This window comes from Nocardia sp. BMG51109 (assembly GCF_000526215.1).
In the GTDB taxonomy this organism is placed as follows: Bacteria; Actinomycetota; Actinomycetes; order Mycobacteriales; family Mycobacteriaceae; genus Nocardia.
The window spans coordinates 5,782,488-5,805,385 of the sequence record NZ_JAFQ01000004.1; the positions used below are offsets into that span (position 1 = coordinate 5,782,488).

The 22,898-nt window shown below is 67.0% G+C and carries 1 protein-coding gene; it reads left to right on the forward strand.

Going from position 1 to position 22,898, the window contains the following annotated elements:
• The first annotated feature begins 19 nt into the window (after positions 1 to 19).
• Positions 20 to 22,888: a C2 family cysteine protease gene (locus tag D892_RS0127530; RefSeq protein ID WP_024804325.1), complete on the forward strand. Its 22,869-nt coding sequence runs from the start codon at positions 20 to 22 to the stop codon at positions 22,886 to 22,888.
• Positions 22,889 to 22,898: the final 10 nt, after the last annotated feature.

A 22,898-nucleotide genomic window follows, 5' to 3' on the forward strand; every position in this document is an offset into this window, starting at 1 on the left:
GGCCCGTGGAGTTTAGACCATGACCCTGGAGATGCCCGAGGGACTGCGCTGGCTGTCGTATCTGGCCGGTTCGGAATGGCCCGAGGGCGACGAGGACCTCCTGTTCGCCCTCGCCGAGGACTGGCAGCGCGCTGCCGAGGACCTGCACGGCATCGTCGAAGATTTGCACACCGCCTGCAACACCGCGGTCGACAACTTCTCCAGCGACGGCGCGCAGGAGATGCGGACGCAGTTCGACAAGTTCTTCACCGGGGATCAGTCGATCGATAAGCTCGCCGACAACATCGCGAGCCTCGGCGACATGGTGAAAAACTGTGGCGCCCAGGTGGAAGCGGCGAAGCTGCAGATCATCATCACGCTGGCCATCACGGCCGCCGAGATCGCCTATGCGCTGTCGACATTGTTCGGCGCCGCGGCGATTCCGGCGATCGAGGCCGCCTCCGCGGGCATCACGCGGAGCATCGGGCAGGCGCTGCTGCGGCATCTGGCGGCGCGCGCCCAGAAGCTGTCGACCATACCGATGTGGCGGCTGGCACTGGTGCAAGGCTTGCAGGAGGCCGGGATCGGCGCCGCGGTCGAGCTGGGCGTGCAGGGCATCCAGGTCGCCGAGGGGCACAAGGACGACTTCGACCTGAAGCAGATCGCGATCGCCGGGACCGTCTCCGGTGTCTCGGGACTCGTTGCGGCGCCGGTGGCTTCGGTGCTCAGCAACAACCTGGCCAAGTGGTTCGGCAAGAACGGGATGTCGGTGTGGAAGGCCAGCACCATCGGCATCGGCTCCGGTATCGCCGCGGGTGTGGTGGGCGCGGGCGTCGGCTTCGTGGCCAACGGCGTCATCACCGGCGACTGGGAGTTCACCCCGGCCATGATTCTCGGCGGTCTGGGTGGTGGTCTGACCGGTGGCGTGCACGGGGTCGCGGGGTACTACAGCAGCCTCGCCATGCGGCCGCCCGCGCTCGACGGGGGTTCCGGCGAGAAGTCGGTTCCGCCGCCGGTATCGGAGGGAGAGCCCGAGAGCCAGGCCGACGTCCCCGCGGCGCAGTCCGACAACACCTACGGCCGGAACGGTTTCCACGAGCAGCCGCCGGTGCAGGCGGCGAGCACGACACCGCAGGGCACGAACGGTTCGTCGAACTATCGCGGCGCGCCGCCGCCGGCACAGGAGGGCGGCGCCGGCCTGCGCACGGCCTCGTCGGACTTCGATCCGAACTCGTCGAGATCGGATAGGACGGCGAACTTCCCTGGGGCGCAGTCCTATACGAACGACGGCCGGAACGGCTCGCACGATCGGCCGCCGAACACGACACCACAGGGCCCGGCCGGGCTCCCGGAGGGTTCCGGCCGATCGGGACCGCCGGTATCCCCCGCGGCGGGAACACAGCAGGGCCCGGGTTCCCCCTCCCACTCGCCGAATACCGGCCGCGCGTCGACCATCGGACCGGTCCGCTCGCCCGAGACGGACGGCGACGGACGCCCGAACCCGGGCTCCACCGGCCAATCCACGCGCAGCCGTCCGAACCCGGACGCCTCGCACGAGGTGGCATCGAATCCGGTGAGCGCCGGTCACAGTCGGCCGGTGCCCGACTCCACCGCCGGCCAGGGGGACCAGAATCGCCCGCCGCTCGAGGGTCCCGAGGATTATGTCCTGGACAAGCTTTTCGAGCCGGAAGGCTCCCGCGAGGACTCGGGGCTCGACAACGGGCCGTTGCTGGACGGTCCCGAGGATCACGTTCTGGGCGGGCTTTTCGAGCCGAGCGAGTCCCGGCAGGATCCGGACATCGAACCCGCCGACGGTGACACGTATTTCGGCGCCGATCTGCTCGACAAGCTGGGGGTCGATCTCGGCGGAACCACCGTTGTCGGCCGCCCGAACTTCGACCAGCCCGGGTTGACACCGTCCCCGCTGCCGGACAGCGAACGGCTGCACAACCTTTCGCCGCAGGATCGGGAACAGCGGATGCCGATCCTCCCGGTCTCGGTCAAGACGCCGCCGACCAAGCAGCAGTCCGGAGCCGAGGAGCTCATCTTCGTCGACCGCACCGGCCGGGTATATCGCCTGCCGAGCAGCAGCTCGAACAGCCACGCGAAGACATTCAAGGGGAAGGACGGACGGAACTACTTCGCGATCGAGCAGTCGAAGGGGCAGTACACCACTGTGCCCACCGAATTGACCTCCGGTTTCACCTACAAGCCGCATCTGTTCAAGAGCGGCGGCAAGCTGAGCTGGAATATGCCGGGCGGCAACATCCGGTTCGCCGGCACCGACGCCCAGAACAAATCCGCCGTACTCCAGTTTCCGGGCGAGTCGCCCGTGGTCGCGAAAAGCGCGGGCGGGGGATCGAAGTGGATCAAATTCCCGCACGTGGAGGGGCATAACGCCGAATGGGTCCGGGTCGCCGATCCGGGTGATGTGCTGCCGCGGTTGCCCGAACTCGCGGACAGGCAACAGGATCCGTTGTTCGGTCCCGCCGGCCCGAAGCCGGAGGACGTTGTCCAAGGCAAGGCGGGCGACTGCTATCTGCTCGCCGACCTGAAGGATCTCGCCACGCATAATCCGGAGGCGATTCGCGAGATCGTGCACGACCACGGCGACGGTACCGTGAGTGTCCGGTTCCAGGTCGACGACGAGAACGGGCCGGCGGGCGCCAAGAAGCTCGAATGGGTGCGTGTCGAGAAACAGATATACGTGTCTCCGGGCAGCGCGACCGGGCATTTCGTGTTTCATCAGCCCGGTGGGCCGTTGTGGGCGTCGATGATCGAGAAGGCGTACGCGCAGCGGTTCGGCAAAGGCGACGGCTACCACGGAATCGGCGAGGGTGGCTTCGCGGCCGACGCCGCGGGGCATCTCGGTAAGGGCTTCTACGAGTCCGGCGACGGCGGGTTCCGGCAGCCGGTGCGTGTCCTCCAGGACACCGACATGGTGCACCCGCTGCGGCTCGATGTCGATACGCTGCACGAATTGGCCGGTGGCGACTTCGAATTCGCGCGCACCGTGGCCGATACCTACGACAAGTGGGCGCAGCTACGCGATGCGCAGCGAACGGCCAACTGGCAGCTGATTCGGATGATGAACCCGACCGACCCGATGGCGGCGGATCGGGCCTGGCAACAGTATCTGAAGACCGAGGACCTCGGCTCGCCCGACGGGTTCCGCAGATATCTCGACCAGGAGTTCCCCGGTCGCTGGGATGCCGAGAAGCAGGAGTTGACCGACTACGTCCGCAGCCTGTCGGACGGCCCGGTCGAGCAGCGGGTGCTGCCGCAGCGGTACGAGCACATCTCGCGCTGGCTGGGAGAGCGCCTCGACTACGCGCTGCAGCGCGGCACCGTGCTCTCGCTGGGGACGGACAAATTCGGCGACGGACGGGAAAATACGACCGCGGTTCCGGGTCTCGTGGGTACGCACGCGTATTCGGTCTTGGGCGTCGAGCGCGACGCCGACGGCAATCCGGTGCGAGTGCTGCTGGAGAACCCGTGGAACACCAACGGCAGCTATCCGAAACCCGTCCCCGGCATCGAATACCGTTACGACCCGGGCGGTTTCGACCATGAATACCAGCCGGCCGGGAACGGCGCCCGGTTCCGCGCCGGTGCGGACGGCATCGAATACTGGCGGTTCGACGACGGCGGGCAAGGGATCAAACTCCCGCTCGGTACGCGCATCGGAATGATGCCGGACGGCACCCGCTACCGGGTGAACCCCGACGGCACCGAGTACAGGACGGCCCCCGACGGCCGCAAATGGCGCTGGGACCCCACCGATTCGAAATATGTCCCGGATCCCCATCGTGTCGACACCCCCTTCACCACGACCATTCCGCACCGCGGTGGCATCGTCGCGGTGGATCTCAGCCATCTCCCGAAATTCAACAGTCTCGGCCTGAGCGGCGCCGGCGGGCACGGACTGTACGGCCCGTCGACCCAGCCGGCCGCGTCGCCCCTGCCGAACCCACCGGCTCCCACCCCCCCGACCCCCTACCCACCGGAGCATGTGCCGACCGCCTCCGGCAACCATGCCTCGGGCGACAACCCACCGGCCGGTGGTCCGCAGCGGGAACCGGGCGAGTCCCGGCAGGATCCGGAGGACGAACCCGCCGACGATGACACCGTTTTCGGTGCCGACCTGCTCGAGAAGCTGGGGACCGAACTCGACCAAACCACCCCGATCCGCCGGCCGAACTTCGACCGGCCCGGCTCGACTCCCTCGCCGCTGCGGGAAAGCGAACTGCTGCACAACCTGTCACCGCAGGATCGGGAACGGGAAATGCCGATGGTCCCGGTTTCGGTCGAGGTGGCGCAGACTCGTGCTGCCGACGGGGATACGCTCCTGCTGGTCGACCACAACGGTCAGGTGGTCCGGTTGCCGGCCGTCTCACAAAGCCCCGCGATTCTCGTTTCGGAGAATGACGGGCGCGACTATTACGTGATCGACCACTCGTATGGTCGGTACAGCTACGTGCCGACCGATCTGGCCCACGACTTCACCTTTCACCCGCCGGCCAACAATGGCGGTGTCGGCAGGCTGAGCTGGGACGTGCCGCGCGGCGGGGCTCGGTTTCTCGGTGTCGACGCCCAGAACAACTCCACCACACTGCATCTGCGGGGCGAGTCCACGATGGTCGCGAAGACCGCGGGTGGGGGATCGAAGTGGGTCAAGCATCCGCATGTGAACAATCGGAGCTTCGAGTGGGTCCGGGTCGCCGATCCGGGTGACGTGCTGGCGCCGTTGCCCACTGTGGCCGACAGGCATCAGGACCCGCTGTTCGGTCCCGCGGGGCCGAAGCCGGAGGAGGTTCGGCAGGGGCGGGCGGGCGACTGTTATCTGCTGGCCGATCTGAAGAATCTCGCCGCGCACAATCCGGAGGCGATTCGCGAGATCGTGCACGACCACGGCGACGGTACCGTGAGTGTCCGGTTCCACGTCGACGACGAGAACGGGCCGGCCGGCGCCAAGAAGCTCGAATGGGTGCGTGTCGAAAAGCAGATCTATGTGACGCCGGGCAGTGAGACCGGGCATTTCGTGCATCACGAACCGGGCGACCCGCTGTGGGCGTCGATGATCGAGAAGGCGTACGCGCAGCGGTTCGGCGAGGGCGACGGTTACCTCGGGATCGGCAAGGGCGGCAGCGCGACCGATGCCGCGAGATTTCTGGGTAAGGGTTTCCAGCAGTCCGGAGACGGCTGGTTCCAGCAGCCGGTGCGCGCCATGTCCGGTGTCAACCCGGTCCATCCGCTCCGGTTCGACACCGACACGCTGCACGAATTGGCCGGTGGTGACTTCGAGTTCGCGCGCACCGTGGCCGATTCCTACGACGACTGGCGGCGCCACCGAGATGTGCTGCGAACGCTGGTCCGGCAGAAATTGGATACCGATCATCCGACCGATCAGGCGGCGTGGGATCAGCAGTGGGCGGAGTTCCAGCAGTTTCATGATCTCGAATCGTCGAACGGCCTGCGCGAGTATCTGGATTTTCGTTTCCCCGGGCGCTGGGATGCCGAAAAGCAGAACCTGATCGACTATTTCCGAAATTTCGCGGACGGTCCGGTCGAGAACCGGGTGCTGCCACAGCAGTACGAGCATATTTCGCGCTGGTTCGGCGATCGTGTCGATTATGCGCTGCAGCGGGGCAGCCTGGTGACGATGGGCACGGAGCATTTCGGTGACACGGTCGAGAGCACGTCCGCGGTGCCGGGCCTGGTGGGCGGGCACGAGTATTCGATCCTGGGTATCGAGCGGGACACCGACGGCAATCCCGTGCGGATCCTGTTGGAGAACCCGTGGAACAGCAACGGCCGCTATCCCCAACCCGTCGACGGCATCGAATATCGGTACGACCCGGGCGCTCCCGAACACGAGTACCAGTACCGGCAGGGCGGCCGGTCCCGTACCGAACCCGACGGCACCCGCTTTCGGCGATACCGCGACGGCATGGAGGACCTTCGGTTGCCGGACGGGACGCGCTACCGCATGTTCCCGAGTGGCACCCGGTACCGGAACGACCCCGACGGCACGGAGTTCCGGGTCTTCCAGGACGGCGGTCGTCTGCGCAAGGATCCCGACGGCACCGAGTACTGGACGAAGCCCGACGGCAGCACCTGGATCAAGGGGCCGGCCGACACCGGGCTCACCGAAGATCCCGGGAGAGTGGACGATCCGAAGGATATGACCATTCCGCCGCGCGGCGGGGTCGTGGCGGTGGATCTGCGCCATCTGCCGAAATTCGCAGGCTTCGCCGTGAGCGGTCCCGGCGGGCACGGACTCTACGGCCCGGCTCCCGAGCCGGCCGGGGCGACCGCGCCGACCTCCTCGGCTCCGCCCGTGCCGGGTGTGCTCGGAACCTCCGGCGATCCGGGCGACCGCGGATCGGACGGGCCCGTCGAGCCGGAGGAGTCCCGGCGGGATCCGTGGTTCGAGCCGGACGACGGCGACACCTATTTCGGCGCCGATCTGCTCGAGAAGCTGGACACCGATCTCGGCGGCAGCACCGTCCCCGCGCGTGCGCCTCTCGACCAGCCGGGGCTGGAGCGGCCGACCCTGCCGGAAGAGGAGTTGCTGCACAATCTTTCACCGCAGGACCGGGACCAGCGGATGCCGGTGGTCCCGGTTCCGGTTCGGGTGCCGAGCACCCGCGACGCCGGCGGCGACACGCTCGTCCTCGTCGACCACACCGGTCAGGTGCTCCGGCTGCCGGCCACCTCGAGCATCCGCGCGATCTTCGTGCCCGGGCACAACGGGCGTGACCACTACGCGATCGAGCAGCCGTATGGCGAATACGACTACGTACCTGCCGACCTGGTCGATGATTTCACCTTTCAACCGAATCCCGACACCGGTGTCGGCAGGCTGAGCTGGAACGTGCCGCGCGGTGGCGTGCGGTTTCTCGGCGTCGACGCCCGGGCCGGAATTCATCTGGAGAGCGAATCCACGGCGGTCGCCAAGAGCGCCGAGGGGGGGTCGACATGGATCAAGCGTCCGCAGGCGAACAACCGGGCCTCCGAATGGGTTCGGGTCGCCGATCCGGGGAATGTGCTGTCGCGGCTGCCCGATCTGGCCGATCGGCATCGGGATCCGTTGTTCGGCCCCGCGGGTCCGAGGCCGGAAGACGTCGTTCAGGGCCGGGTGGGTGATTGTTATCTGCTGGCCGATCTGAAGAATCTCGCGACGCATAATCCGGACGCGATTCGGGAGATCGTGCACGATCACGGTGACGGGACCGTGAGTGTGCGGTTCTACGTCGATGACGAGAGCGGTCCGGCGGGTGCCAAGAAGCCCGAGTGGGTGCGTGTCGAGAAGCAGATCTATGTGTCGCCGGACAGCGATACCGGGCACTTCGTGCACCACGAACCCGGCGGGCCGTTGTGGGCGTCGATGATCGAGAAGGCCTACGCGCACCGTTTCGGCGGAGGCGACGGATACCACAGGATCGACAGCGGCGATCCGTCGCTCTCGAATCCGGTCTTCGCCGCGGAACACCTGGGCAAGGGCTTCCATCAATCGGGCGAGGGCGGGATACGTCAGCCGGTTCGCGCCGTCTCGGACGGTGAGTTCCTGCATCCGCTGCGGCTGGATGCCGAGACGATGCACGAATTGACCGGTGGCGATGCCGATTTCGCGCGCCGGGTGGCCGATACCTACGACGACTGGTGGCAGCAGGGAAAACAGCTGAACGAGTCCACCTGGCGGCAGTTGAAGCAGCAGTATCCGACGGATCGAGCGGCCCGGAGTCAGGCGTGGGCTCACTTCTTGCGGAATCAGGACCTGAGGTCGCCCGCCGGTTTCCGTGATTATCTCGATCGGCGTCTCCCCGGGAACTGGTATGCCGAGAAGCAGCGTTTGGTCGACTATTTCCGGGATCTGTCGGCCGGCCGAGTCGAGAACCGGGTGGTGCCGCAGGGGTATGAGCATATTTCGCGGTGGTTCGGTGAACGTGTCGACTATGCGCTGCAGCGCGGCAGTGTGGTCACGATGGGGACCCACGGCTTCGGCCAGGGCCGGGTGGATCCGCTCGCGGTGCCGGGTCTGCTGGGTAAGCACGCGTATTCGGTCGTGGGGATCGAGCGTGACGCCGACGGCAATCCGGCGCGGATGCTGCTGGAGAACCCGTGGGACGACAACGGCAACTTTCCCGAGCCCATCCCCGGCATCGAATATCGTTACGACCCGGGCGGTCCGGAACACGAGTACCGGACGACCCTGCTGGGCGGTGCCCGGCTCCGTGTCGATGCGGACGGCATCGAATACCGGCAGTTCCGCGGCGGCCGGCAGCAGGTCCGGCTTCCCGACGGCACCAGCTACAACATCATGCCGGACGGCGCCCGCTATCGGATCAACCCCGACGGCACGCAGTTCTGGAAGATGGCCGACGGGAGCAAATTCCGCAAGGGCCCCAACGATGTCGATCTCGTCCCGGATCCCGATCGGGTCGAGGGCCCGAGAGATATGACCGTACCGCCGCGCGGCGGGATCATCGCGGTGGATCTGCGTCATCTCCCGAAGTTCAACGGCTTCGGCGTGACCGGTCCCGGCGCGCACGGCCTTTACGGGCCGGACGGCCTGGCCGCGCCGGCGCTGCCGGCACCGTCGGCTCCGCGCCTGCCGGACGTGACCGACGCTGCGCCGGACAAGCCGTTCGGCTCGGAACGGTCCCGGGAGAATTCGTGGTTCGAGCCCGCCGACGGCGATACCTATTTCGGCGCCGATCTGCTCGAGAAGCTGGGCACCGATCTCGAGGGGACGACGGTTGTCGCTCGTCCTCGTTTCGACCAGCCCGGGCTGGAGCGGCCCACTCTGCCGGAAAGCGAGCTGCTGCACAATCTTTCGCCGGAGGAGCGGGCACAGCGGGTACCGGTTGTCCCGGTTGCGGTGCGGGCGCCGCAAACACTGCAGAATGACGGGCGACAGACGCTCGTCCTCCTCGACCGCGACGGCCATCTGCTCCGACTGCCGGTTGTCTCGCAGACCCCGACGATGCTCGTGACCGGTGACGACGGGCACGAGTACTACATGATCCCGCAGTCGTACGGTCGGTACAGCTACGTGCCGACCGAACTGGCCTGGGATTTCACCTATCAACCGCCGGCCCACAGCGGTGGTCTCGGGACCCTGCGCTGGAACAGGATGCTCGGCGAGACTCGGGTTCTCACCATCGACGACCGGAACTATCGCAAGTCCGTGCCGATATTGAACCTGTCCACGCTGGTCGCGAGGAGCGGGGGACAAGGGGAGATGTGGTTCAAGCCCTCTCTCCGGGGCGGCCTGAACTCCGAGTGGGTTCGGATCGCCGATCCGAACAACGTATTCGGCATGCTCGATCTCGCCGACAGGCATCGGGACCCGTTGTTCGGCCCGGCCGGCCCGAAGCCGGAGGAGGTTCGCCAGGGCCAGGCAGGCGATTGTTATCTGCTCGTGGAGTTGAAGAATCTCGCGACTCATAATCCCGGTGCGATCCGGGAGATCGTGCACGACCACGGTGACGGTACCGTCAGCGTGCGGTTTTTCGCCGATGGTAAACCCGAGTGGGTTCGTGTCGAGAAACAGATCTATGTTTCCCCGGGCAGCCGGACCGGGTATTTCGTGCGCCACGAATCGGGAGAGCCGTTGTGGCCGTCGATGATCGAGAAGGCCTACGCCCAGCGCTTCGGTGCGGGCGACGGGTATGTCTCGATTTCCGGGGGCGGCTGGCCGGCCACCACCGCGGAACACCTGGGCAGAGGATTTCAACAGCCCGGCGACGGTTGGTATCAGCAGCCGGTCCGCGCCGTCGGGGATACCGGCTGGTTGCATCCGCTCCGGTTCGATGCCGACACAGTGCACGAGTTGACCGGTGGTGACCCCGATTTCGCGCGCAGCGTGGCCGATACCTACGCTCACTGGGAGCAGCAGCGAGATCAGCTGCGAGAGAACAGCTTCCAGGAACGAAGGCGTCTCGGCGAGCATGAGGATCTCGCCTCGCCCGAGGGGTTCCGCGGCTATCTCGATCAGCGTTTTCCCGGTCGCTGGGAATCCGAGAAGGATAATCTGGTCGATTATTTCCGTAGCCTCCAGGCGGGTGAGGTCGAGCAGCGGGTGATGCCGCCCCGATACGAGCACGTCTCGCGCTGGCTCACCGATCGTATCGACTATGCGCTGCAGCGCGGCGGCTCGATCACGTTGTCGACGAACCGATTCGGGGACCTTTTCGGTGGGCCGGAGAACACGACCGCCGTGCCGGGTTTGGTGGGGGGACACGGGTATTCGGTCGTGGGCGTGGAGCGTGACAGCCACGGCGATCCGGTACGTGTCGTGCTGGAGAACCCGTGGAACGACAACGGAAAGTATCCCCGGCCTGTCGACGGCATCGAATACCGGTACGACCCGGGCGGTTCCGACCACGAATACCGAGTCGACGGGGACGGCAGCCGGTTTCGTACCGACGCGGACGGTACCGAATACCGGAGGTTCGCCGACGGCGGGCAACAGCTCCGGCTGCCCGACGGCACGCGCTACGGAATGGGTCCGGACGGCGTGCGGTACCGGACGGATCCGGACGGCACCGAGTTCCGGGCGTTCCCGGACGGCGGGCGCGTCCGCGTGGATCGCGAGGGCACCGAGTACTGGACGATGGACGACGGCAGCACCTGGCGCAAGGGCCCGGCCGATGCCGATCGGGTCCCCGACCCCGGGCGAGTCGACGATCCGCGGGACAGGACGGTTCCGCCGCGCGGCGGAGTCCTGGCGGTGGAACTCAGGCACCTGCCGAAATTCCGCCAGATCAGCGTGTTCGGCGCGGCCGCGCACGGCCTGTACGGGCCGTCGGTGGGCGATCCGGCCACCTCGGCACCGCCGATCTCGTCGGCTCCGCCCGCGCAGGACGTTGCCGGCGTTCCGCGAACTCCGGTAGACGGCCCGGCGGACCTGGGAAGCCCGCGGCAGGATTCGGTGCTCGAGCCCGAGGACGGCGACACGTATTTCGGTGCCGATCTGCTGGAGAAGTTGGCTACCGATCTCGACGGCAGCACCACCGTCGGCCGGACGCATTTCGACCAGCCCGGGCTGGAACGGCCGAGTCTGACGGAAAGTCAACTGCTGCACAATCTTTCGCAGCAGGACCGGGCGCAGCACCTGCCGGTTGTGCCGGTGTCGGTGCAGGTGCCGGACACGCGGGACGCCGGCGGCGGCGATACGCTGATCCTGGTCGACCGCAACGGTCAGCCGGTGCCCCTGCCGCTCGTGTCGAGCAGGCGCGCGATATTCGTCCCGGGCCACGACGGGCGCGACCACTACGCGATCGAGCAGTCCTACGGGCAGTACGCCTACGTGCCGGCCGATCTGGTCCACGATTTCACGTATCACCCGGACCCCAACAACTCGGACCCCCACGGCGGCGTCGGAAGGCTGAGCTGGGACCTGACGCGCGGCAAGGTCCGGTTCCTCGGCCTCGACGAGCAGAACAATCCCAAGGTCATGGACCTGCAGGGCGGGTCGGTGATGGTCGCGAAGGGCGCGGGCGGGGGAGCGAAGTGGATCAAGTACCCGCATGTGAACAATCGCACCTTCGAGTGGGTCCGGGTCGCCGATCCGGAGAATGTGCTGACGCGGCTGCCCGATCTCGTCGGCAGACACCAGGATCTGCTGTTCGGTCCCGGCGGCCCGAAGCCGGGGGAGGTTCGCCAGGGCAGGGCGGGCGATTGTTATCTGCTCACCGACATGCAGAATCTCGCCACCCACAACCCGGACGCGATCCGGGAGATCGTGCACGACCACGGTGACGGCACCGTGAGTGTCCGGTTCTTCGCCGACGGCAAGCCCGAGTGGGTGCGCGTCGAGAAGCAGATCTATGTGTCGCCGGACAGCGATACCGGTCACTTCGTGCTACACAAGCCCGGAGATCCGTTGTGGGCGTCGATGATCGAGAAGGCCTACGCACAGCATTTCGGTAAGGGTGACGGCTACCACCTGATCGGCCTGGGCGGCGATCCGTCGGTGGCCGCGGAGCGCCTGGGTAAGGGTTTCTACCAGTCGGGCGACGACGGGATTCAGCAGCCGGTTCGCGCCGTCTCGGACCGGGAGTTCTTGCATCCGCTGCGGCTGGATGCCGATATGATGCACGAACTGACCGGTGGTGACGGCGAATTCGCCCGCGCTGTGGCCGATAGCTACGACCACTGGGAGCAGCAGCGAGATCAGCTGCGGACGACCACCAAGCAGCACATCGACCAGCAGCACCCGTGGGATCTCCAGGCCCACGACCGGGCCTGGGACCACTTCATGCGGAACCGGGACCTCGCCTCGCCCGACGGGTTCCGCGGCTATCTCGACCAGCGCTTCCCCGGGCGCTGGGACGCCGAGAAACAGCACCTGACCGACTACGTCCGAACCCTGTCGAGCGGCCCGGTCGAGAACCGGGTGCTGCCGCGGCAATACGAGCACATCTCGCACTGGGTCGCGGACCGCATCGACTACGCGCTGCGGCGCGGCACCGTGGTCTCCCTGTGGACGAACCGATTCGGCCGGGGGCGGGAAGACCCGTTCGCGGTTCCGGGTCTGGTGGGCACGCACGCGTATTCGGTCGTGGGCATCGAGCGCGACGGCCACGGCGATCCGGTGCGGGTGCTGCTGGAAAATCCGTGGAGCGACAACGGCACCTATCCCGATCCCATCTCCGGTATCGAATACCGTTACGACCCGGGCGGTCCCGAGCACGAGTACCGGACGCCGGAGCGCGGCGGCCGGTACCGCGTCGATCCGGACGGAACCCGGTATTTCCGGTCTCCCGACGGCCTGCAACAGGTGGGGCTGCCGGACGGTACCCGCTACCGCATGGACCCGAACGGCACTCGGTACCGGAGGAACCCCGACGGCAGCGAGTACCGGGCCTTCCCGGACGGCCGTCGCCTGCACCGGGATTCCGGTGGCACCGAGTACTGGACGCTGGCCGACGGTAGCCAATGGATCAAGGGCCGCACCGATACCACCCTCGTCCCGGACCCTCAGCGAGTCGACGATCCGAAGGATATGACCATTCCGCCGCGCGGCGGAGTCGTCGCGGTGGATCTGCGCCACCTGCCGAAGTTCCGCGGCTTCGATGTGAGCGGCGCCGGTGCGCACGGACTCTACGGCCCGGCGACCACCCCGGCCGCGTCGGCACCGCCGGCCCCGCACCCGCCGGCGGACCTCCCGCGCACATCGCGGTTCGACGGTTCCGGCGACCCGCGAGGCACCGACCGGAATCAGCCGTTGCTCGACGGCCCGGAGGATCGAGTACTGGGCGGGCTCTTCGAACCGGAAGGGCCGCAGCGGGATTCGCCCTTCGAACCGATGGATGGCGACACGTATTTCGGCGCCGATCTGCTCGAACAGCTGGGGACCGACCTCGGTGGCAGCACGACCGTCGGCCGCCCCCACTTCGACGAGCGGGGGCTGGCCCCGCCGAATCTGCAGGAAAACCAACTGCTGCACAATCTTTCGCCGCAGGATCGGGCGCAGCAGCTGCCGGTGCTGCCGGTGTCGGTCGAGGTGCCGCCGACTCGGCAGCCCGGCGGCGATACGCTGATCCTGGTCGATCACAGCGGCCTGGCGGTGCAGCTGCCGAGCACATCGAACGGCAGTCCCGCGATGCTGTTCACCGGATACGACGGCCGCGCCCACTACGCGATCCAGCAGCCGTCCGGGCAGTACGTCACCGTGTCCGCCGATCTGGTCCCCGACTTCACCTATCATCCGAACCCCGGAAGTCCGAACCCCAACACCGGCACGCTGAGCTGGAACGTCCCGAACGGCAGGATCGGTTTCCTCGGCGTCGACATGAACAACGTTCCCACCGCGATACACCTGTTGGGCGGGTCCACGATCGTCGCGGGGAAGACGAGTGGAGGGAAGTGGATCAAGTACCCGTATGTGGGGGGTCAGCCTCCGGCCTGGGTCTGGGTCGCCGATCCCGGCGACGTGCTACCGCGCCTGCCCGATCTCGCCGACAGGCATCAGGATCCGTTGTTCGGTCCCGCGGGGCCGCGGCCGGAGGAGGTTCGCCAGGGCAAGGCGGGTGACTGCTATCTGCTCGCCGATCTGAAGAGTCTCGCGACCCACAATCCGGACGCGATCCGCGAGATCGTGCACGACCATCGGGACGGCACCGTGAGTGTCCGGTTCATGGTCGACCGCGAGGCTGATCCCGATGTCCGCCCCAGGTACGAGTGGGTGCGCGTCGAGAAGCAGATCTATGTGTCGCCGGGCAGCCGGACCGGTCACTACGTGCGTCACGAGCCGGGGGAGCCGTTGTGGGCGTCGATGATCGAGAAGGCCTATGCGCAGCGCTTCGGTGCGGGCGAGGGGTACTACAAAATCGGAATCGGCGGTCGTTCCTGGGTCGCCACGGAGTACCTGGGTAAGGATTTCCACCAGTCCGGCGACGGCGGGTTTCAGCAGCCGGTTCGCACCGTCGCCGACCTCGATTTCCTGCATCCGCTCCGGTTCGATGCCGATACGATGCACGAATTGATCGGTGGCGACCTCGATTTCGCCCGGCAAGCGGCCGACACCTACGACCATTGGTTGCAGCAGGTGAATCGGGTGCGACAAGCCATCGCGCAGCAGTTGAGTCAGCAGCACCCGAACGATCCGGTGGCCTGGAACCAGGCATTCAACCACTTCATGCAGAGTCAGGATCTCCTGACGCCCACTGGATTCCGCAGCTATCTCGACGACCGCTTCCCCGGGCGCTGGGATACCGAGAAGCAGAACCTGACCGACTATTTCCGGAGTCTGTCGGACGGCCCGGCCGAGAACCGGGTGCTGCCACGGCAGTACGAGCACGCCTCGCGCTGGTTCGCGGATCGTATCGACTACGCGCTGCGGCGCGGCAGCGTGTTCACGATGTCGACGCGCCTGTTCGGCCGGGGAGCGGAGGATCCGTTCGCGGTGCCGGGCCTGGTGGGCACGCACGAGTATTCGGTCGTGGGCGTCGAGCGTGACACCGACGGCAATCCGGTGCGGGTCCTGCTGGAGAACCCGTGGAACGAGAACGGCAAGTATCCGACGCCCGTCCCGGGCATCGAATACCGTTACGACCCGGGTGCTCCCGCCCACGAATACGAGTACCGGCAGGGCGGCCGGTCCCGGACCGAGGCGGACGGCACCCGGTATCGGCGGTACCGCGATGGTATGGAAGATCTCCGACTGCCGGACGGTACGCGCTACCGCATGTTCCCGAGCGGCACCCGGTATCGGAACGACCCCGACGGCACCGAGTTCCGGGCCTACCCGGACGGCCGTCGTCTCCGGATAGGTCCCGACGGTACCGAGTACCGGACGGCGGCGGACGGCAGCAGATGGCGCAAGGATCCCCACGATCCGAACGTCGTCCCGGACCCTCAGCGAGTCGATGATCCGAGGGATATGACCATTCCGCCGCGCGGTGGAGTCGTCGCCGTGGACCTGCGCCATCTCCCGAAATTCGGCGTCATCAAGGTGGGCGGCCCCGGTGGGCGCGGGCTCTACGGTCCGGCGCTCCAGCCGCCCGGTCCGACCCCGCCGACTCCCCACGCGCCCGAGGCGAACCTCCCGCGCACATCGAATGTCGGTCCGCGGCAACAGGACTCGGAGGCCCCGGCACCGGACAAGCCGTTCGACCCGGGGGAGTCCCGGCGGGATTCGGTATTCGAGCCCGAGGACGGCGACACGTATTTCGGTGCCGATCTACTGGAGAAGCTGGGTACCGATCTCGACGGTACGGTCCCTCCTGTCCGGACCCGTTTCGCGGAGCCCCCGGAAGTAGCGCCGCTTTCGGAAGCCGAATTGCGGCACAACCTTTCGGAAGAGGACAAGACGCGGCAGTTGCCGGCCGTCCCGGTGGCGATGGGCGTGCCGGACACTCGGACCGCCGGCGGCGATACGGTCATCCTGGTCGACCACAAGGGCGCGGGTCATCAACTGCCGACCGCGGGGTCGATGACCGTGCGGCACGTCACGAGGGATGGGCGCGACTGCTACGAGATCCGCGGGTCCGACCCGAAACAATACTTCCCGACCGAGCTGGTCGGGGATTTCACCTTTCAACCGCTGGCCCCGATGAGTAGTTTCGGGAGGCTGAGCTGGGACGTGCCCCGCGGCCAGGTTCGGTTCACCGGCTTCGACAGCCGGAAGAACCCGACCGTCCTGCACCTGAACCGGGGGGCGACGATGGTCGGGATGGCCGCGGGGAAGGGGGAGAAATGGATCAAGCACGAGAACGCCGAATGGTATCGGATTCCGGACCCGAACGACGTGCTGGCCGGACCGGTTCTCGCCGACAGGCATGGCGATCCGTTGTTCGGCCCGCATGGCCCCGAGCCGCAGGACGTTCGTCAGGGCAAGGCGGGCGACTGTTATCTGCTGACCGAGCTGAGGAATCTCGCGGAGCACAACCCGGATGCGCTCGATGAGATCCTGCACGATTACGGGGACGGTACGGTCGGCGTGCGGTTCTTCGCCGACGGTCGGTACACCTGGGAGCGTGTCGAGAAGCAGGTCTATGTGCCGCCGGACAGTGAAACCGGGTTCTTCGTGCACCACGAGCCGGGGCAGCCGTTGTGGCCGACGATGGTGGAGAAGGCGTACGCGCAGCGTTTCGGCGGCGACGAAGGGTATACGCGAATCCGGGGCGGTCTCTCGTACATCGCCGGGGAGCGCGTGGGTAAGGGATTCTACGAATCCGACGAGGGCTGGTTTCAGCAGCCGGTGCGTGCCGTCGGGGACTCCTACTTCATACATCCGCTCCGGTTCGATACCGATACACTGCATGAATTGGTCGGTGGGGACATCGAGTTCGCTCGCGCGGCGTCCGAAACCGCCGATGACTTCATCGCGTCGTCGAAGCAGTACAAGAACGTCACCTCGAAATCCGGTTTCATCCGGTATCTCGACGCGAAGCTACCCGGCACACCGGAGAACAACTTCTGGAAGGACGAGAAGGATCGGCTGGCCGAATATTATTCGAGCACCTGGGCCGGTCCGATCGAGCAGCGAGTGCTCGGGCAGAGATACGACACCGTCTCGCGCTGGGTCGGTAATCGCATCGATTACGCTCTGCGGCACGGCAGTTCGGTCTCGCTGGGGACGAGCCCGTTCGGCAGTGGCCGGGAGAATGTGAAGGCCGTTCCGGGCCTGGTGGGCGGGCACGGATATTCCGTCGTGGGTATCGAGCGGGACAGCTCGGGTGATCCGGTGGCGATGGTGCTGGACAATCCGTGGAATCACAACGGTGCGTACCCTCGGCCCGTCGACGGTATCGAGTACCGCTACGATGCGGTTTCCCGTGACGAGTACCGGCCGTCGCGGGATGGTGGCCGGTTCCGTGTCGATGAGGACGGCAACCGGTACTGGTGGTCCGCGGAGGGGAAGCAGGGGGTACAGCTTCCGGACGGCACTCGGTACGGGATGCTTCCCGACGGCACCCGTTATCGGAAGGACCCGGACGGCACCGAGGTCCGGACATCCCCGGACGGCTCGCGGTATCGCAGGGATTCCGGTGGTACCGAGTATTGGACGATGGCCGATGGCGCCAAGCTGCGGAAGGGTCCCGGCGGTCCCGGTTGGGTCCCGGATCCGCAGCGGGTCGACGACGGACGCGACGCGACCGTGCCACCGCGCGGCGGACTCCTCGCGGTGGACCTGCGTCATCTACCGAAGTTCGTGCGCGGTGGACTCCATGTGACCGGTGCCGGTGCGCACGGACTGTACGGCCCGGCGTCGGCCGATCCGCCCGCGTCGACGCAGCCGACATCCTCGGATCCGCCGGTGGGCGGCCCGCGGCCCGACCGTTCCACCGGTGACGCCGGGGACGGGAACCGGTGGTTCGAGCCGGAGGACGGTGACACGTATTTCGGTGCCGATCTGCTGGAGAAGCTGGGTACCGATCTCGAGGGGACGACGGTTGTCGCTCGTCCTCGTTTCGACCAGCCCGGGCTGGAGCGGCCGACCCTGCCGGACAGCGAACTGCTGCACAATCTTTCGCCGGACGAGCGGGCGCGGCGGGTGCCGGTGGTGCCGGTGTCGGTCCAGGTGCCGCGCACTCGGGACGGCGGCGTCGATACGCTCATCCTCTACGACCGCAACGATGAGCCGGTTCGGCTGCCGACCGACCCGGGCAGCCCGGTGCCCGCGACATTGGTCGCGGGGAACGACGGGCGCGACTACTACGAGATCCCGCAGGGGTCCGGTCAGAGCAGGTACGTGGCGGCCGATCTGGTCCGTGACTTCACCTATCACCCGCCGGGCAACACCGGCGGTACCGGCAGGCTGAGCTGGGACGTGCCGCACGGCGAGGTCCGGATTCTCGGCATCGACAACCAGAACAACACCGTCCCGATGCGGATGCGGGGCGGATCCACGATGATCGCGACGAGCGCGGGCGGGGGGTCGAAGTGGATCAAGCACCCGCGTCTGGGCGGTCTGGACTTCGACTGGGTTCGGGTCGCCGATCCGGATGACGTCTTGTCGCGCCCGCTCGATCTTGCCGACAGGCACCGGGATCCGCTGTTCGGTCCGGACGGCCCGGCACCGCAGGACGTTCGCCAGGGCAAGGCGGGCGACTGCTATCTGCTCGTCAACCTGAAGAATCTCGCGGCGCACGATCCGGATGCGCTTCGCGAGATCGTGCACGACCACGGTGACGGTACTGCCGCTGTCCGGTTCTTCGTCGACGGCAAGCCCGAGTGGGTCCGCGTCGAAAAACAGATCTATGTGTCGCCGGGCAGCGAGACCGGGCATTTCGTGCGCCACAACCCCGGAGAGCCGTTGTGGGCCTCGATGATCGAGAAGGCCTACGCCCAGCGTTTCGGCGAGGGCGACGGGTACCACCGAATCCGTGGGGGCAAGGCGTCCGTCGCCGCGGAACACCTGGGTAAGGGTTTCCAGCAGTCCGGCGACGGCTGGTTCCAGCAGCCGGTCCGCGCCGTCGGGGATACCGGCTGGTTGCATCCGCTCCGGTTCGATGCCGACACAATGCATGAATTGGTCGGTGGTGACCCGGAATTCGCTCGCGCCGTGGCCGATACCTACGACCATTGGCGGGAGCAGCGAGATCAGCTGCGCACGTCCACCCGGCAGCATCTGGAGCGGCGGTACGCGACGGATCGATCGACCCGGGACAGGGCCTGGGACCACTTCAAGCAGCACCGGGACTTCGGTTCTCCCGACGGGTTCCGGGGTTACCTCGACCAGCGTTTCCCCGGGCGCTGGGATACCGAGAAGCAGCATCTGACCGACTACTTCCGGAGCCTGGAGGAGGGCGAGGTCGAGCAGCGGGTGATGCCGCAGCGGTACGAGCACGTCGCACGCTGGCTCGCGCATCGCATCGACTACGCGATGCGGCACGACACCGTGGTTACGTTGTCGACGAACCGATTCGGCGTGGGACGGGAAAATACGACCGCGGTGCCGGGCCTGGTGGGCGGACATTCGTATTCGGTCGTGGGCCTCGAGCGTGACGCGCACGGTGATCCGGTGCGGGTGCTGTTGGAGAATCCGTGGAACAGCAACGGCAGGTATCCCGACCCCGTCGACGGCATCGAATACCGGTACGACCCGGGCGCTCCCGATCACGAATACCATTCCACGCCGGATGGCGACCGGTTGCGTATCGATGCGGATGGTACGGAGTATTGGAAGTTGGCCGATGGTGGGCAAGAGGTCGTGCTCGCCGACGGCACCCGCTACGGAATGTCGCCGGGCGGCATCCGTTACCGGCACAACCCCGACGGCACGGAGTTCCAGATCTTCCCGGACGGCCACCGCCTCCGCAGGGACTCCGGCATCGAATACTGGACGATGCCCGACGGCGGCAAATGGAGCAAGGGCCCCACCGATGCGAATCTGGTCCCGGATCCTCAGCGAGTCGATGCCCCGAGGGATATAGTCGTGCCGCCTCGCGGCGGAGTCATCGCGGTGGATCTCCGGCATCTGCCGAAATTCAAGGGCATGAATGTGACCGGCGCCGGTGCGCACGGACTCTACGGCCCGCTGCCGGCCGACCAGGCCGTGTCGGCACCGCCGACCCCGTCGACTCTGTCGGCTCCTTCGGCACCGCCGACCCCGTCGGCACCGCCGACCCCGTCGGCTCCGCACCGGCCGGACGACGCGAACTCCTCGCGCACACCGGAATTCGAGGATCTCGACGACTCGACCGATATGGACGACCTGGACGACCACGTACCGGACAAGACATTCGACCCGGGCGGTTCTCGGCAGGACCCGGTGTTCGACCCTGAGGAGGGTGATACGTATTTCGGCGCCGATCTGCTCGAGCAGCTGAGTACGGATCCGGGCGATAGCACCGTCCCCGCGCGTGCTCATTTCGATCGGACGGGGCTGGAACGGCCGACCCTGTCGGAGAACGAGCTGTTGCACAATCTTTCGCCGCAGGACCGGGTGCGGCGGATGCCCCTTGTGCCGGTTCCGGTGCAGGTGCCGCGAATACGTGATGCCGGAGGCGATACGCTCACCCTCATCGACCACACCGGTCAGGTGCTCCGGCTGTCGGCCGCCGCACAGAGCCCCGCGATACTCGTCCCGGGGAACAACGGGCGCCCCACCTACGCGATCCCGCAGCCGTCCGGTCAGTACAGGTATGTGTCGCCCAGTCTGGTCCGTGACTTCACCTACGACCCGCCGGGCCACCCCGGCGGTCTCGGCCGTCTGAGCTGGAACGTGCCGGGCGGCCAGATTCGGTTCCGCGGCGTCGACGGCCGGAACAGCCCCCGGGTCGTGCATCTGCCGAACGGATCCACGATCGTCGCGACGAGCGCGGGCGGGACGTCGAAGTGGATCAAGCACCCGCGGGTGGGTGGCCGCGACTCCGAATGGGTCCGGGTCGCCGATCCGGACGGCCTGGTGAGCCTGCCCGATCTCGCCGACAGGTACCAGGATCCGTTGTTCGGTCCCGCGGGCCCGAGGCCGGAGGATGTCCGCCAGAACGCGGCGGGCGATTGCTTTCTGTTCGCCGAGCTGAAGAATCTCGCGATCCACAACCCGGGCGCGCTTCGCGAGATCGTGCACGACCACGGTGACGGCACCGTCAGTGTCCGGTTCTTCGCCGACGGCAGGCCCGAATGGGTTCGCGTCGAAAAACAGATCCATGTGCTACCGCGCAGCGAGACCGGGTACTTCGTGCTCCACAACCCCGGAGAGCCGTTGTGGGCGTCGATGATCGGGAAGGCCTACGCACAACGCTTCGGCAACGGCGACGGATATCACGGAAGCAGCCAGGGCGGCATGCCGTTCGCCGCCGCGGAACATCTGGGCATGGGCTTCCACGAGTCGGCAGGCGGCTGGTTTCAGCAGCCGGTTCGGGCCGTCGGAGACAACGACCTGGTGCATCCGCTCCGGTTCGATGCCGATACGATGCACGAATTGACGGGCGGTGACCCGGAATTCGCTCGGAACGTGGCCGATACGTACGACCACTGGCGGCAGCAGCGACTTCAGCTGATAACGACCACCCGGCAGCACTTGCAGCAGCAGTACCAAACGGATCCGGCGGGCTTCCGTCAGGCCATGGACCACTTCGTGCAGCATCGGGACCTCGCCTCGCCCGCCGGGTTGCGCGGCTATCTCGACGAGCGCTTCTCTGGGCGCTGGGATACCGAGAAGCAGCACCTGGTCGATTACCACCGAAGCCTTTCCGGCGGCGAGGTCGAGAACCGGGTGATGCCGCGGCAATACGAGCACTTCTCCCGCTGGTTCGCAGATCGCATCGACTACGCGCTACAACACGACACCCCGGTCACGATGGGGACGAGACGATTCGGCCAGGGGCTGGAAAACAGGACCGCGGTGCCGGGCCTGGTGGGCGGGCATGCGTATGCGGTCGTGGGCGTCGAGCGCGACGCCGCCGGCGATCCGGTGCGGTTGTTGCTGGAGAACCCGTGGAACCATAACGGCAGGTATCCCGGACCCGTCGACGGCGTCGAATACCGGTACGACCCGGACGGTTCCGATCACGAATACCAGCACGACGAGGACGGCGACCGGTTCCGCACCGATGCGGACGGCACCGAATACCGGCGGTTGGCCAATGGCGACCAAGAACTCGTGCTCTCCGACGGCACCCTCTACGGAATATCGCCGGACGGCATCCGTTACCGGGAGAACCCCGACGGTACCGAGTTCCAGGCCTTCCCGGACGGCAGGCGCCTGCGCCAGGATCCCGACGGCACCGAGTACTGGACGATGGCCAACGGCGACAAATGGCGCAGGAGTCCCGGCACCGACCTCGTCCCGGATCCCCAGCGAGCCGACGACCCCGGGGACATGACCGTTCCGCCTCGCGGCGGAGTCGTCGCGGTGGATCTCGGCCATCTACCGAAATTCGGCAGTGTGTCCGTGACCGGCCCCGCCGCGCTGACACTCTACGGCCCGGATACGCGGCAGCGCCTCGGTGGGCTGCTGGCCGATGTCAGGTCCGAGCAGCCGGTCATCCCGGCGGACGGCGACTGCCTGTACCACGCGATCAACGCGACGTGGGGCAACGACGTCGACAGCGGTACGGCACTCGGCCTTCGCAATCAGGTTCTGGAGTGGACGATGCGCCCGGAGAACCTCGGGCGCGTCTCCGACTACGCGACGGCGCACGGCACGGATATCAACGAGCTGGTCGGCACCATCGCCCTGACGGGCAACTGGGACACCGACGCCGGAGATCTGGTGCCGCGCCTGGTGGCCTCGGCCCTCGGCCGGCCCCTGGTGATCCACACGGCCGACGGCGTCCACACGATGGAGCCCCTCTGGCCCGAGCCGCACACCACCGGCGATCCCCTCCATCTGTCGCTCGCGGACAACCACTACACTCCGTGGGCCGATCGCAAGCGCCCGGCCTCCGAACCGCCGGACGATGCGCCGGACCCCAAGCGGACGGACTTCGGGCCCAACTTGTGAACACGGACGG